A 14,351-nucleotide genomic window follows, 5' to 3' on the forward strand; every position below is an offset into this window, starting at 1 on the left:
GTGATCGGGATGATTTCTCAGAGGGGCGTGGCAGTGAGGCAAAGGTTGCGCGTTAGTGCGTTGTGTTCGACCGCTTAATGACAGCGCGAGCTGGGCACTGTGGCTAGGAAGCGTGCCTCATGTGTTCAGTAATCTTTCTCAGAAAGCAGTGAAGTCATGAAACTCCGTGTGTCTCTTACCGAGTATCCGGGCGGACGTCGTCCCGAAGATCAAGACGTGACCTTGACGGCGGATGTGACGGCGACAGTGGGCGAGGTGGCCCGGGGTCTCGTTCGGGCGGGCGCCGGGAACCCGCACTTGCTGCCTTTCGCAGCGCATCGGCACGCGTCCTTCACGCTGCGGGCGACGTTTCCGAACCGGCCGGTACTGATCCTCGACGCCGGCGACCCGCTCGGTCAATCGGGGATTCAATCGGGAAGTTCGGTTGAACCAGTGTTGGAGTCGCACGCGGGTGACGGGCAACGGACGAGGACCCCGGTCGCCACGGTGACGGTGCTCACCGGGGAGCAGAAGGATGTGATATTCCTCGCCGTGCCCGGCGAAAACTTCATCGGTCGTGATCGAGGCAACCGGATTGAGATTCACGACTCGAGCGTCTCGCGGCGTCACGCGGTGCTACGGACCGACGGCGCACAGCTGATTCTCGAAGATCTCGCTTCGGCCAACGGAATTTTCCTCGTCGGGTCCGACAATAGCAACGTCCGGCAGGTGCAGCGATATGAGGTCACCCGATCCTGCGTTGTTCGACTGGGCGATATCGCACTTCGAATCGAAGTGGGTCCCCCGGCATCAGCCGAACCCCACCGTGATGCGTTCGTCTCCCACCTGCAGTCACCCCGTGTTGACCCGGTGTACACGCCTGAACTCACCGCGTTGCCTGCCCCGCCGGACCCGCCGGAACCGTCCCGTTTTCCGTTGATTGCAATGCTGGCGCCGCTCGTGATGGGACCAGTGCTGTTCCTGGCCACCGGAAATATGCTGAGCCTGGTCTTCGTTGCGCTATCACCGATCATCATGGTTGGCACCTGGCTGGATAACCGGCTTTCGCGGGGCCGGGTTTACCGGGCAAAACAGCGTGAGTTCGAGGACAATCTGGTTCTGGCGCAGGAGGAACTCGCTCAGGCCCGCGAGGTCGAGCAGGCTGCGCGAAATGCCGAAAGCGTGCCGCCTGCAGATCTGCTCGCCTTGCCATCCGCTCCGAGCAGCTTGTTGTGGACGCGGAGGCCGGAGCATCGGGCGTTTCTTGAGTTGCGCCTCGGCAAGGCCACCCTGCCCAGTCGGAAGCTCATTGAGGTTCCCGCGCGCGGCAAGATCCCCGCCGAGAGTTGGAAGAAGCTCACGGACCTGCGGGATCAGTACTCCGCTGTCTCCGACGTTCCCGTGCTCGAGCGGATGGATCGCTGCGGAAGCCTCGGCATCGCCGGCCCGCGATTGTGGTCGGAGTCCGTGGCCCGCTCCCTCCTGGTTCAGCTTCTCGCGCTGCACTCGCCGGCAGACCTGGTGCTGACAACCTTTGCCGATCAGCAGCATTCCGGTCGGGAATGGGCCTGGCTGAAATGGCTTCCGCACGCCGATTCCGCCTATAGCCCTCTCCAGGCGCCGCACCTTGCCGATGACCTTCGAAGCTCCGCTGTCCTCCTGACCGCTCTGGAAGGGCTCATCGCCACTCGCGCTCAAGCAGCTAAGGGCAACACGGTGCGCTCTCGTGTCGATGACAGCGCCTCTGACTCAACCGAGCGGCTCACCCCGGTGTCGGCCCCCGCACCAACCCCCGCCGTGATCGTTCTTGTGCTCGCTACGACGATGGTCGATCGCACACGCTTGGTCGGAATCGCTGAAGATGGGGCGGATGTCGGCGTTCATGTGATTTGGCTCGCCGAGCATCTGAGGGATGTGCCGGCGGCCTGCCGGACCTCGATCGAGACCCGCGAGGATTCCTGGCAAGTGCACTTCGTGCGGCAGGGAGAGGCCGTGGCGCTCAGCCACCTCGATTCGATGGACACAGCACTCGCTGAGAGTTTTGGCCGTGCGATCGCTCCGCTCGTCGATGCAGGGGCGCGCGTGCTCGACGAGAGTGACTTTCCGCGCAGTGTTGCGCTCGGGCAGATCCTTCCGAGCGATGTGTTGGGCGCGAGTGATGCGGTGCTCGCCAATTGGCGCGGCAGCGATAGCCTCGTGGCGTCGTGGGAGTCCGGGCGAGAACGCGACCCCGGGCAACTCACCGCAATCGTTGGCCAAGGGAGTTCTGGCACGGTTGCCCTGGACTTACGCACGCATGGGCCGCACGCCCTCGTTGGCGGAACGACCGGTTCCGGAAAATCGGAATTCCTGCAGACCTGGATCTTGTCCCTCGCCGCCAACTATTCCCCGGACAGGCTCACGTTTCTTCTGGTTGATTACAAGGGCGGGGCCGCCTTCGCCGACTGCACCGATCTTCCTCACACCGTGGGGCTGGTCACCGACCTCAACACGCACCTCGTGCGACGAGCGTTGGCCTCACTCCGTGCGGAACTGCGTTACCGCGAGGAGTTGTTGGCCGAAAAGGGTGCGAAAGACCTCATTGCTCTGGAACGCCGTTCAGACCCTGACGCGCCGCCAACTCTCGTGATCGTCATCGACGAATTTGCCGCGTTGGTCAGCGAAATTCCAGACTTTGTCGACGGCGTGATCGATGTCGCGCAACGGGGGCGCTCGCTCGGGCTTCACCTGGTGATGGCTACCCAGCGCCCAGCCGGTGTGATCAAAGACAATCTCCGCGCAAACACGAATCTGCGGATCGGACTTCGCATGGCCGATCCCGCCGACAGTAGTGATGTGTTGGGGGTCACCGACGCTGCAGAGTTCGCCCCGGAAACCCCGGGTCGGGGGGCCGTGAAAATTGGAGCGGGACGGCTCATTCACTTCCAAACCGGATACTTGGGCGGACGTTCCGAAGTCGAACACCGAGAACCCGTTGAGATCCGCACGCTCGGTTTTGGTGAGCAAGAACCGTGGGTGCTTCAGCCCGAGATCCGGGCGCAGAAAAAGAATACGAAGCGGGGGCCGCGTGATATCGAGGCACTCACCGCAAACATTCAACGCGCCGCGACGACAGCGAACCTGGCAGCACCGCGAAAGCCGTGGGTTGATCAATTGCCTGAGGTGCTTCCGCTCAGCACGTTGATCGCCGAGTTTTGCACGGCAGATCCCAGCCCCGGAATCGTGCTTGGCCTCATCGACGAGCCGCATCTGCAACGCCAGGCGCCCTATGTGATCGATCTGCGTGAGCTGGGCAATGTCGCAATTTACGGGGGTGCGGGCAGCGGCAAAACCACTGCACTATTAACGGTCGCCGTAGCTTCGATCGCCGCGGATCCGCACACTCAGATCTATGGCATTGACGCCGGCGGAGGCCGGCTCATGACCTTGACCACGCTGTCGAACACCGGCGATATCGTTCCCGCGGAGGAGAAAGACCGAGTGGTCAGGCTTCTCGGCATGCTGAAGGCAGTCGCCGGGGAGCGCGCTGCGGCGAAGCACGAATCGCCGCCGATTCTGCTCCTGATCGACGGCTTTGCGGCCTTCAGGGATACGTACGAGCACCTCGGTGGCGGGTCAACGCCTTTTGCAGACCTCATTGAAATCACGCGCGCCGGACGGAACGTCGGCATGCACGTCGTGTTTACGTGCGAGCGTTCCGGGGGGTTCCCGCAGTCGTTGGCCGCCACCATCCCGGAACGGCTTGTGCTTCGTCTCCCCGCCGAGAGCGACTATCAGTCGCTCAACGTCTCGCCGGCGATCTTCGATGGCGCTCCGGCCGGGCGCGCTGTGCGTATTGGCACGGAGGAGGAGATTCAGTGGGCGCTGCCTGGCGCAAGCGAGGACCCCGCCGACACCGAAACCGCGCTCGCCCTTCTGCAGTTGCAGCAGCAGCAGATGGGTATTGTGAAACCTGCTGACGTGCCGGAGATCCCGAATCTCATCGCGCGCGCAGACATTTCGGCGTCAGACTCATCGTCGGTGCCATTCGCGATCGACACGGTGAGTTTTCTGCCGATTGCGGCACCGACCGAGGGGCTCCTGCTGGTGACCGGGCCAGCGGGATCTGGTCGCAGTACCGCAGTGAAGTCACTCCTCGAAGCCTTTGCCGAGCAGGCACGCGCCTCCGGGCAACCCCTAGATGCGCTCCTGATCTCACCACGACGATCGGCGCTTCGTGATCTCTCCGTGTGGCAGAACGTCGCAGATTCGCCGGACGAACGGGAAGCCGTGATTGAACGACTCACCCTTGCCCTCGGAGGGAAGGTTCGATCCGCGTCCGCGTTTAATGCGCTGCCCCTCATCGGCATCACCGGAACGCCTGAGCCTGAGCCTGAGCAAGTGCCTGCTGCGCCCGAGGGCTTCCCAGCGCTGGGGCATCGTGGTGTGGTCGTGATCGAAGATATCGGCGGCTTCGATGGCACGGGGAACGAGCAGGCGCTGGCGCAGTTGCTCAAGCTCCTCCGCCGCAGCGAGCTGACGGTGATTGTTGAGGGGGAGAACGCCACCCTGGGCGCGGTGTGGGAGCTTGCGAGTCCGCTGCGAGGTGCGCGGTGGGCGCTCGCGCTGCAACCCGACGCGAATGATGCTCCAAGCATATTTACGACCCCATTCACACATGCCAGACGAGCAAATTTCCCGCCGGGCCGTGGCTTCTTGGCCACCGGCGGGCGACTGTCTGGCATCCAAATTGGCGTTCCGCACCCCCAAATTGGCTAAAGCCTGAAGGCTCTACCCTTGTTGGGGGGGATCGGGTTTGCCACCGTGTTTGCGGCGTTGTAGCGTCGGAAATGTTCGGTGTTTAGCGTGAAGCTACGCCGGGCTTGGGGGTTTGGCGTTGATGACCGGGGGGCGGTTTTGCTCGGCGATCGCGGCAAGCTGAAAACGTCAATTGAGAGAGAGCATCGCAAATGTCGAACATCAAGGTGAGCTACGGCGAGATTGAGGCCGCCGCGGGGCAGCTGGGAACCGGTCGTGAAGAGATCACGACCAAACTTCAGGGCTTGCAGACGCAGATCGGTCAGCTGGTTTCGTCGGGCTTTGTTACCGACCAGGCGTCGGGAAAGTTCAATGATGCGTACACGAAGTACACCTCGAGTGCGAACACGGTGATCCTGCAGCTCACCGAGATTGAGACGTTCCTCAAGGGCATCGCGACGGCGATGAAGGACCTCGACACGCAGATCGCGTCGCGCATTCAGTAGCCGGCAGTGATCGAATCGTCGGGCGTGCCCTCGGCACGTGCAGCCCCTTTCGGCAACTCAGTTCCTGAAGATTCTGCGATCGTTCATTCAGCGTCGCGGGATCTGGTGCTTGAGTTCGCCGAGCTGTGGGTGCGAGGGATGGCAGACGTCGACAAGCTGTGGAAGATCTTTGACCTGTGCGAGATGTATCTTCTCCAGCCTGACTATTTCGGTGCTCCCGTTTACCGCGTGAACGAGCAACTGGTGACACCGGTGTTCTCGTCCGATGCCCTGCTGACCAGGTTCATTGAAGAATCGGCCCTCGGGCCCGACCGTGACACTGACGGCTTTGATTGGATGCGCCTCACGGGAGCGAAGATCTTCGGGCTCCCCGTTCGAGCACGCTTTCTTGTGATCGATCCGGGGAGTCCGCACTCCGCGACCGTTGACCTTGCGTCCCGTGAGGATCCCCCACCGTTGGCGGGTGGCGCACCACCTATTGCGATCAACCTGCAGATTGACGAAGACGGCCGAACCATAGGTGGGCCGCCTCAGGCGTTCGAGAGAGTGTAGCGATCATGAACACGTTTGAGAGCTCCCCGCAGGAACTCCGCGGGGCGTCCGCGCGCGCGGGCTCCATTGCATCAGCGCTCAAAAGCCACCCGATTCATCAGCTCGCGGCCGGGGATTTCGGACACGCCGGCCTGGCCGCTGCTGTGACCGCATTTCAACAGGCCTGGTCCGGGGAGATCCGTTTGAGGGAAGCCAGCGCCGAGAACACACGTCGCTTTCTTGAGAGTGCCGCTGCCGATTCTGAAAAGGCTGACGCGATCCTCGCGAAAGAAATAGGACGTTTGGGCGGAGCGAAGTGACGCTACTTACCGCTCGCAGCACGGTCGAAGAGTTGGCTCCGGGGAGCCCCCTCGCGATCGCGGGTGCCGTGGAATGCACGGGGGCCGGTATTGCACCTACCCGAAACGGGGCGCAAATGTGGGAGGCCGTCCAAGCTCCGTCGTGGAAGGGACAGGCCGCGTCATCATTTTCTTCGGTTGCACCACTCGAAGCGGCCAGACTCGGTGTGGGCCCGGCCGCGTTCAACCGAACCGCAGCCGCGCTCATGCGTTACGAGTCCGCATTCGTGGCAACTCGTGCTGAGCTTGACGCGGCTATCGGCGAAGCGGCTCTGGCAGAGCGGGCGACCACACAAGCCAAGCAGGACTACTTCGAGGCTGTCCAGAAGGTGGCACTGGCCGAACCCGGAACGCCAGGAGCGATCCTTCGCCCCTATTACGATCCGGGTGCGCAGCGCCTAGCCCAGGCCCAGCTGGCGGTCGATGCTCTTAGGACCCGACTCGCTCAAACCGGCGACGAGGTTGCCGCAGAAGTCCAAGCCGCGGCAAACACGACGAGCGGGAAGTCATCAGAGATCTCTGTGTGGGACCAGATTGTCATGTTTCCTGGGACCCTGGTCGAAGGATTCATCCTTCAAGGAGTCGACACAGCTGTGGGCGTGTGGGATCTCACCCCAGGGCCATACATCTGGGACGAACTGTTCAACGGCGGCGATAGTTGGACCGACTCCTTTGGAGAAGTGTGGCCGGGAATCATTGACAGTATCGTCAACGACCCCGGCGGTGCGGCACTGGAAATGTGGAATGGATTCATTGCAGCCGATCACTGGGATGGTTACACAGGCGGTGGAGTAGGACGCGTCTTGTTTAACGGTGCGTCACTTTTCGTCGGGGGCGGGGGCGTACTTCGGGGGCTCAAGAGCCTCAAAGGACTCAGCGCCGCGGCAAAACTCCGCGCGATGACCAAATTGTTGAGTTCGAGCACCGGGGTGACGGTCAAGAACGGCAAGGTGAAAATCAATGGTGTCGACAAGATGACCGTTGATGAGCTGGCCGACATCTACAACGACACTCTGCACAACATGGATGCCGATCAGGCCACGCTCGGAAAATTTGTACCCAAAGGCCCCGCGAGCTACGAGCAAATTGCGGGTAAAGCTGGTGATGCGCACTTCAGCTTGGACCCCTCAAAATGGGCCGAGACACAGAAAAAGTTCGATCTAACGAACAACGAGATGTACGAGCTTCTGAACAAGCCATTTTTGAATGAGATCATCGAGAAGAAACTCCCCGTGCGTTTTACGCACGACCCCAATGCACAAAAGGGTACGTCGCTGTACAAGGAACTTCAATATCTGCGGCTAAATGGCTATGAATATGACCCCGCAACCCGCTTCGCTACATTCGAAGGAAACTGATCTACGTGTACGTTGAGAATTTATCGGATCTCCGCCGGAAGGTTTTGCGCCATTTCGGTTCGCGGGCAATCTACTACTCGACTAGTCGGTATGACGCGCCAGGTGTGAGCGAAAGCGGGGAGGTCAGATTCCTGCTTTATGACTCTTTTGTGTTCGGATTCGGGATTATGGAACCCCCGTACACGTCACTCAGCATTTTCTTGGATTTCGGTGGGGATATCGCCGCTACTCGGGTTCTCGGAAAGGAACTAACGTTCATTGAGAATGAAGAGACGGACCTTCGAGATGCCTTTGAAGTTGTAAATCAATACTGTCGACTGCGGTTACCGGACAGGTTTCTGGAGGCGTACGACGCGCTCTGAAAGACACCCGACAGGCATCTGTTCCCGGCGGTGCGGCACTGGAAATGTGGAATGGATTCATTGCAGCCGATCACTGGGATGGTTACACAGGCGGTGGAGTAGGACGCGTCTTGTTTAACGGTGCGTCACTTTTCGTCGGGGGCGGGGGCGTACTTCGGGGGCTCAAGAGCCTCAAAGGACTCAGCGCCGCGGCAAAACTCCGCGCGATGACCAAATTGTTGAGTTCGAGCACCGGGGTGACGGTCAAGAACGGCAAGGTGAAAATCAATGGTGTCGACAAGATGACCGTTGATGAGCTGGCCGACATCTACAACGACACTCTGCACAACATGGATGCCGATCAGGCCACGCTCGGAAAATTTGTACCCAAAGGCCCCGCGAGCTACGAGCAAATTGCGGGTAGAGCTGGTGATGCGCACTTCAGCTTGGACGGCTCAAAATGGGCCGAGACACAGAAAAAGTTCGATCTAACGAACAACGAAATGTACGAGCTTCTGAACAAGCCATTTTTGAATGAGATCATCGAGAAGAAACTCCCCGTGCGTTTCACTCACGAACCATCCAAATTCCCAGACTCGATGCTGGCTCAAGAGCTTGAATATCTTGAAATCAATGGTTACGAGTACCTCCCTGAAACCCACTTCGCGCTGCCTCCCGGAAAGTGAACACCATGTATGTTAAGGGCCTCTTTGATCTCCGCCAGAAAGTACAGAACCATTTTGGATCTCGGGCCCTCTACCGTGCGACTCAACGGTATGACCCGGGCGTAAGCGAGAACGGGAACGTCAAGTTTCTTCTCTACGACTCATTTGTGGTGGGGTTCGGGATCATGGAGCCGCCACTCACCTCACTTGCCTTCTTTCTCATGGCCCCGGGTGATGTAACGACAACGCGCCTGCTCGGCAAGAAACTTGTGTTCATTGAGAACCGGGAACAGGACGTCGAGGACGCGTTCCGGGTCGTGGATGAGTACTGCCGGCTGCGGCTGCCCGACACGTTTCTGCAGGTTTATGACGCCCTTGAGTGACGTGCCGCGGGCATCCGTTGGAGTGAGGGTTGTGAGCGGATTTCGGGACGGCCTCGCTCCCAAATCAGCGGGACTGAGGCGGGGCGCGGCTAGCGAGTTTCGCGCGGACTGACCGGGCGGGCCAGCAGGCCGAGCAGCCAGCTGAAGAAGCCGAGCACCAGGGCGCCGAGCACACCCCACCAGAAGCCATCGATCTCGAGTCCGAAGCCGAACAGGCCCGAGATCCAAGCGACGAGCAACAACAGAAGGCCATTGATGATGAACGAGATCAGGCCAAGCGTGAGGATGTAGAGCGGGAACGCGACGATCTTTACAACGGTTCCGACAACACTATTCACAACGCCGAAGATCAGGGCGATCAGCAGGTAGGTGAGCACCGTCGCGGTGGTGTTTGACGCGTACGGGTGCACGTGAACGCCCGCGACGATGAGCGTGGTGAACCACAGGGCAACCGCGTTGAGAATCAGCTTGATTAAGAATCTGGCCATTCCTCTACTATGGCACCGTGCCCGTGCCCGTGCGCGATCGAGGGGGTGGGGCGGCGGGCGGGCCGCACAGTACATGCGATCGAGCGAATATGCCCCGTCGTAGACTCAAGAAGTGAGTTCATCTGACCAGCCATCAGTCCGACTGCGTCCCGAGATCGTTGCGCTTCCCGCCTACCGCCAGGGAAAAGCCGCCGAAACCTCCGCATTCAAGCTGTCCTCCAACGAGAACCCGTTCGGCCCGCTGCCCGGCGTGATCGACGCCGTCGCAGCCGAGACCGCGTTCAACCGTTACCCGGATGCCACGGCGCTAGCCCTGCGCGAAAAGCTCGCCACCCTCTATGCCCGCAGCGTCGACGAGGTGCACATCGGATCCGGCTCGGTCGCGATTCTCGCCCAACTGATTCTGGCCGCAGCCGGCCCCGGCGATGAGGTCGTCTACCCCTGGCGCTCCTTCGAGGCCTATCCCTCACTCGTCACCGTCGCCGGGGCGACGAGTGTTCAGGTGCCGAACCGCGCCGACCACGGCCACGACCTCACCGCGATGGCCGCAGCGATCACCGACCGCACCCGCGTCGTCATCGTCTGCACCCCCAACAACCCCACCGGAAACATCGTCACCGCCGACGAGTTCGACGCATTCATGGCATCCGTGCCCAGTGACCTGCTCGTCATTCTCGATGAGGCATACTGCGAATTCGTCACGGAGCCCGGCGCCGTCACCGGGCCGCCGTTGCTCACCCGCTACCCGAACCTCGTCGTGCTGCGCACCTTCTCGAAGGCCTACGGCCTGGCCGGGTTGCGCGTCGGCTACGCGCTCGGACCGGTCGGCATTCTCGACGCCGCACGCTCCACCGCCATTCCGCTCTCGGTCACGGGCCAGGGTGCAGCCGCCGCGATCGCCTCGCTCGATGAGCAGGCCGCCCTGATGGAGCGTGTCGGCGTGCTCGCGGCCCGCCGCGACGATGTCTGGCGCGAATTGACCGCCCAGGGCTGGCAGATTCCGCAGCCGCACGGCAACTTCCTCTGGCTGCCCACCGGCGCGCACACGGCATCCGTTGCCGAGCAGCTCGGCGCGGCCGGCCTCATCGTGCGCGCCTTTCACCCGGAGGGCATCCGCATTTCAATCGGCGAGGCGGAAGCGATGGAGAAACTCCTACAGATCTCGAAAGAGATTGTGAATGCTCTACCAACGACCTCATCAACACGACAGCTAAGTTAGTACGGTGGCAGACCCTGTGAACAACACTCCCGAGCCTGAAACCGGCGCGCCCGAGACCTCCGCAGCGACGGTGCAATTGCTCAACCCGCACGGCGTATTCGCGCCCACCGCGGCGGCAGAAGAGTACCTGCCCTACCTCGACCGGCTGACCGACGACGACCACCGCCGGTTCTACCGGGACATGGCCGTCGTGCGCCGCTTCGACACCGAGGCCGCCAACCTGCAGCGTCAGGGCCAGCTCGCCCTCTGGGTGCCGAGCCACGGCCAGGAGGCCGCTCAGGTGGGTTCGGCGTATGCCGCCCGCCCGCAGGACCACATCTTCCCGTCGTACCGTGAGCACGTCGTCGGCATGATCCGCGGCCTCGACCCGGTCGACATCCTGCGCATGCTGCGCGGCGTCACCCTCGGCGGCTGGACGCCCGAAGAGCACGGCAACTTTCACCTCTACACGCTCGTGCTCGCCTCGCAGACGCTGCACTCTACCGGCTACGCCATGGGCATGCAGCTCGACGGCTCGACCGCGACGGGCAACCCCGAGACGGATGCCGCGGTGATGGTCTACTACGGCGACGGCGCCTCCTCGCAGGGCGACGCCAACGAGGCGCTGGTCTTCGCGGCCAGCTACCAGACCCCGCAGGTCTTCTTCGTGCAGAACAACGGCTGGGCCATCTCGGTTCCGGTCTCCCGTCAGTCGCGGGTGCCGCTCTATCAGCGGGCCAGCGGATTCGGCATGCCCGGCATTCAGGTCGACGGCAACGACGTGCTCGCCAGCTACGCCGTGACCGCCAAGGCACTCGACGACGCGCGCTCGGGCAAGGGCCCGGCCCTGATCGAGGCGCTCACCTACCGCGTCGGTGCCCACACCACGGCCGACGACCCCACCAAGTACCGCACCAACGCCGAGACGGCCTCCTGGGTGACCCGCGACCCGATCGTGCGCTTCCGCACCTACCTGGAAGGCAAGGGCGCCGACGCAGCGTTCTTCGCCGGCGTCGACGAGGAAGCCGCCGACTACGCGGCGGACGTGCGCACGCGCGCCCTCGAGATTCGAGGTCCCGAGAAGTCGGTGATCTTCGACAACGTCTACGCCGAACCGCACCCGTTGATCGACGAGCAGAAGGCCTGGCTCGACCGCTACGAGGCATCCTTCGAAGGAGGCAACGCGTGAGCGATACGACCGCGACTACCACCCTGACCAGCACCGGGGCCGCAGCGACCACCGGCTCGGCCGAGGCCGTTTCGGTGGCGCCCGCCGCGGTATCCGCCACCCTGACCATGACGAAGGCCCTCAACCAGGGCCTGCGCCAGAGCCTGCTCGCCGACCCCAAGGTGCTGCTGATGGGCGAGGACATCGGCCCGCTCGGCGGCGTCTTTCGGGTGACCGAGGGCCTGCACGCCGAGTTCGGTGAGAAGCGCGTGCTCGATACGCCGCTGGCCGAGTCCGGCATCGTCGGCACCGCAATTGGCCTGGCCATGCGTGGATTCCGCCCCGTCTGCGAGATTCAGTTCGATGGCTTCGTCTTCCCCGCGTTCGACCAGATCACCTCGCAGCTGGCCCGTATGCGCAACCGCCATGAGGGCGAGCTGGCCATGCCCATCGTCATCCGTATTCCCTACGGCGGGCACATCGGCTCGATCGAACACCACCAGGAGAGCCCCGAGGCGTACTTCGCGCACACCCCCGGCCTGCGCGTGGTGAGCCCATCAAACCCGCACGACGCCTACTGGATGATGCAGGAAGCCATCGCGAGCAATGACCCGGTGATCTTCTTCGAACCGAAGAGCCGGTACTGGCCGAAGGGTGAGGTGAACTTCGTTGAAAGCGGCACCCCCCTGCACTCCAGCCGTGTGGTGCGCACCGGCACCGATGTGACCGTCATCGGCCACGGCGCCATGGTCAGCGTGCTGCTGCAGGCGGCCGACATTGCCGCCGAGGAGGGCATCAGCCTCGAGGTCATCGACCTGCGCAGCCTCTCCCCCATCGACTACGGGCCCATCCTGGCCTCGGTCGAGAAGACCGGCCGTGCCGTCGTGGCGCAGGAGGCGGCGGGCTTCGTGAGCCTCGGCTCCGAGATCACCGCCACGATTGCCGAACGCGCCTACTACCGGCTCGAGGCGCCCGTGCTGCGGGTGTCGGGCTTCGACACCCCGTTCCCACCGGCATCCGTCGAGACCCACTTTCTGCCGAGCCCCGACCGCATTCTCGAAGCCGTCGACCGCGCTCTCGCCTACTGATGATGACCACTTCCCTGATCAACCTTTAGAAAGGCACACCATGAGCGTGTCGAAATTCACTCTGCCAGACGTTGGCGAAGGGCTGACCGAGGCCGAAATCGTGGAATGGAAGGTGGCGCCCGGCGACACCATCACCATCAACCAGGTGCTCGTCGAGATTGAGACGGCCAAGTCGCTGGTCGAACTGCCCTCGCCCTATGTGGGCGTCGTCGGTGAGATTCTCGTGCCGGCCGGTACGACCGTCGACGTGGGAACGCTGATCATCACCATCGTCGACGCGGTCGACGCGGGTGCGGGTGCTGGTGCTGGTGCAGGTGCTGGGTCCGGGTCCGGCGCGGATGCCGCGTCCGCGACCGTCGCGTCGGCGTCGACCTCGGCCTCGGCATCCTCGGCGTCAGCGTCGGCCTCCGCGCCCGAGCTGGCGCAGGCCGCCGTCGACACGAGCGACACGATCTCCACCGAGAAGGAGAGCGGGCCGGCCGTTCTCGTTGGCCGCGGCAGCTCTGCCACCATGGCTACCCGACGCATCCGGCACAGCGGGGCGACGATCGCGCACGAGTCGCTGGCTGCCCCCGCCTCCCCCGCCCCGACCGTCGCGACAGCAGCCCCGGTGGCACCCTCCGCGCCCGCCCGGGTGGGAGCATCCGCGAGTCACGTGCTGGCAAAGCCGCCGATTCGTAAGTTGGCCAAGGATCTCGGCGTCGACCTGTCGATCGTCACTCCGACCGGGCCGATCGGCGACATCACGCGCGAAGACGTGATGCGTGAGGCGACCCAGGTGAGCGTGTTCCGCAACATCGAGACGCCTGCATGGCCGACCGACCGTGAGGAGCATATTCCGGTGAAGGGTGTGCGCAAGCTCATCGCGCAGACCATGGCGAAGAGTGCGTTCACGGCGCCGCATGTGAGCCTGTTCGTTGACGTTGATGCCACGCGCACGATGGAATTCGTCAAGCGCCTGAAGACATCGACCGACTTCGCCGGGGTGAAGGTGTCGCCGCTGCTGATCATGGCCAAGGCAATGATCTGGGCCGTGCGCCGCAACCCGATGGTCAACTCGAGCTTCACCGACGAAGAGATCGTCGTGCGGCACTACGTGAACCTGGGCATCGCCGCGGCGACCCCGCGCGGCCTGATCGTGCCAAACATCAAGGAGGCTCAGTCGATGAGCCTGCTGCAGTTGGCGCAGGCGCTCGAGGAGCTCACACTCACGGCCCGCGACGGTAAGACGAGCCCCGCGCAGATGTCGAACGGCACCATCACGATCACCAACATCGGTGTCTTCGGCATGGACACCGGTACGCCGATTCTCAACTCGGGCGAGGCCGGCATTGTGGCGCTCGGCACGATCAAGCAGAAGCCGTGGGTCGTCGACGGCGAGGTGCGGGCGCGTTTCGTGACGACAATCGGCGCGAGTTTCGACCATCGGGTGGTCGACGGCGACGTGGCGAGCCGCTTCCTGGCCGATGTGGCAAGCATCATCGAGGAGCCGGCGCTGCTGCTGGACTGACGTCGCGGCCTCGCTCGCGTGCATCGCGTGCCTCGCGCGC

12 protein-coding genes are annotated in these 14,351 nt (G+C 62.8%); 11 read left to right on the forward strand and 1 reads right to left on the reverse strand.

Annotated features, from left to right (window positions below; genetic code table 11):
• Positions 1 to 156 precede the first annotated feature (156 nt).
• The 7 genes from HNR05_RS14040 to HNR05_RS14070 all read left to right on the forward strand — a co-directional run bounded on the left by HNR05_RS14040 (position 157) and on the right by HNR05_RS14070 (position 8,859).
• Positions 157 to 4,737, forward strand: a complete 4,581-nt coding sequence (locus HNR05_RS14040; protein WP_179579711.1) for a type VII secretion EssC family protein — start codon at positions 157 to 159, stop codon at positions 4,735 to 4,737.
• A gap of 191 nt (positions 4,738 to 4,928) precedes the next feature.
• Entirely contained in the window at positions 4,929 to 5,222 is a 294-nt protein-coding gene (locus tag HNR05_RS14045; protein WP_179579712.1) for a WXG100 family type VII secretion target, read from the forward strand.
• A gap of 138 nt (positions 5,223 to 5,360) precedes the next feature.
• Positions 5,361 to 5,774, forward strand: a complete 414-nt coding sequence (locus HNR05_RS14050) for a hypothetical protein (RefSeq protein ID WP_179579713.1) — start codon at positions 5,361 to 5,363, stop codon at positions 5,772 to 5,774.
• A 5-nt stretch (positions 5,775 to 5,779) separates the two neighbouring features.
• Positions 5,780 to 6,073, forward strand: a complete 294-nt coding sequence (locus HNR05_RS14055) for a hypothetical protein (protein ID WP_179579714.1) — start codon at positions 5,780 to 5,782, stop codon at positions 6,071 to 6,073.
• A gap of 116 nt (positions 6,074 to 6,189) precedes the next feature.
• Positions 6,190 to 7,470 (forward strand): putative T7SS-secreted protein, encoded by a 1,281-nt coding sequence (locus HNR05_RS14060; protein ID WP_425485085.1) that lies wholly within the window; start codon positions 6,190 to 6,192, stop codon positions 7,468 to 7,470.
• Between the two features lie 472 nt (positions 7,471 to 7,942).
• A complete protein-coding gene (locus HNR05_RS14065) occupies positions 7,943 to 8,497 on the forward strand; it encodes a hypothetical protein (protein ID WP_179579716.1) in 555 nt (184 codons plus the stop codon).
• Positions 8,498 to 8,502: 5 nt separating this feature from the next.
• Positions 8,503 to 8,859, forward strand: coding sequence for a hypothetical protein (locus tag HNR05_RS14070; RefSeq protein ID WP_179579717.1), 357 nt, complete (start codon positions 8,503 to 8,505; stop codon positions 8,857 to 8,859).
• 89 nt (positions 8,860 to 8,948) lie between these two features.
• Here the strand turns inward: HNR05_RS14070 and HNR05_RS14075 are convergent, their stop codons facing one another.
• Complete coding sequence (locus HNR05_RS14075; RefSeq protein WP_179579718.1) at positions 8,949 to 9,347, reverse strand: phage holin family protein; 399 nt, start codon at positions 9,345 to 9,347, stop codon at positions 8,949 to 8,951.
• 112 nt (positions 9,348 to 9,459) lie between these two features.
• On the opposite strand from HNR05_RS14075, the gene HNR05_RS14080 reads away from it, so the two are divergent.
• The 4 genes from HNR05_RS14080 to HNR05_RS14095 all read left to right on the forward strand — a co-directional run bounded on the left by HNR05_RS14080 (position 9,460) and on the right by HNR05_RS14095 (position 14,311).
• Positions 9,460 to 10,566 carry a histidinol-phosphate transaminase gene (locus tag HNR05_RS14080; protein WP_179579719.1) on the forward strand — a complete coding sequence of 369 codons (1,107 nt, stop codon included), beginning with the start codon at positions 9,460 to 9,462 and terminating at the stop codon, positions 10,564 to 10,566.
• 4 nt (positions 10,567 to 10,570) lie between these two features.
• On the forward strand, positions 10,571 to 11,734 hold the full coding sequence (pdhA, locus tag HNR05_RS14085) for a pyruvate dehydrogenase (acetyl-transferring) E1 component subunit alpha (protein ID WP_343062606.1): 1,164 nt from the start codon (positions 10,571 to 10,573) through the stop codon (positions 11,732 to 11,734).
• A gap of 107 nt (positions 11,735 to 11,841) precedes the next feature.
• The gene (locus HNR05_RS14090; protein ID WP_179581010.1) at positions 11,842 to 12,801 is read left to right on the forward strand and encodes an alpha-ketoacid dehydrogenase subunit beta; all 960 of its coding nucleotides are present in this window, start codon (positions 11,842 to 11,844) and stop codon (positions 12,799 to 12,801) included.
• A gap of 40 nt (positions 12,802 to 12,841) precedes the next feature.
• Positions 12,842 to 14,311, forward strand: a complete 1,470-nt coding sequence (locus HNR05_RS14095) for a dihydrolipoamide acetyltransferase family protein (RefSeq protein WP_179579720.1) — start codon at positions 12,842 to 12,844, stop codon at positions 14,309 to 14,311.
• Positions 14,312 to 14,351: the final 40 nt, after the last annotated feature.

Source organism: Leifsonia psychrotolerans, assembly GCF_013410665.1.
GTDB classification, from domain to species: domain Bacteria; phylum Actinomycetota; class Actinomycetes; order Actinomycetales; family Microbacteriaceae; genus Cryobacterium; species Cryobacterium psychrotolerans_A.

What these genes read in the sequence shown, in the direction of transcription:
- HNR05_RS14055 (WP_179579714.1), top strand. Translation starts at nt 5,780, where the DNA reads ATGAACACGTTTGAGAGCTCCCCGCAGGAACTCCGCGGGGCGTCCGCG.
- HNR05_RS14075 (WP_179579718.1), bottom strand. Translation starts at nt 9,347, where the DNA reads ATGGCCAGATTCTTAATCAAGCTGATTCTCAACGCGGTTGCCCTGTGG.
- HNR05_RS14040 (WP_179579711.1), top strand. Translation starts at nt 157, where the DNA reads ATGAAACTCCGTGTGTCTCTTACCGAGTATCCGGGCGGACGTCGTCCC.
- HNR05_RS14090 (WP_179581010.1), top strand. Translation starts at nt 11,842, where the DNA reads ATGACGAAGGCCCTCAACCAGGGCCTGCGCCAGAGCCTGCTCGCCGAC.
- HNR05_RS14095 (WP_179579720.1), top strand. Translation starts at nt 12,842, where the DNA reads ATGAGCGTGTCGAAATTCACTCTGCCAGACGTTGGCGAAGGGCTGACC.
- HNR05_RS14050 (WP_179579713.1), top strand. Translation starts at nt 5,361, where the DNA reads ATGGCAGACGTCGACAAGCTGTGGAAGATCTTTGACCTGTGCGAGATG.
- HNR05_RS14045 (WP_179579712.1), top strand. Translation starts at nt 4,929, where the DNA reads ATGTCGAACATCAAGGTGAGCTACGGCGAGATTGAGGCCGCCGCGGGG.
- HNR05_RS14060 (WP_425485085.1), top strand. Translation starts at nt 6,190, where the DNA reads ATGTGGGAGGCCGTCCAAGCTCCGTCGTGGAAGGGACAGGCCGCGTCA.
- HNR05_RS14070 (WP_179579717.1), top strand. Translation starts at nt 8,503, where the DNA reads ATGTATGTTAAGGGCCTCTTTGATCTCCGCCAGAAAGTACAGAACCAT.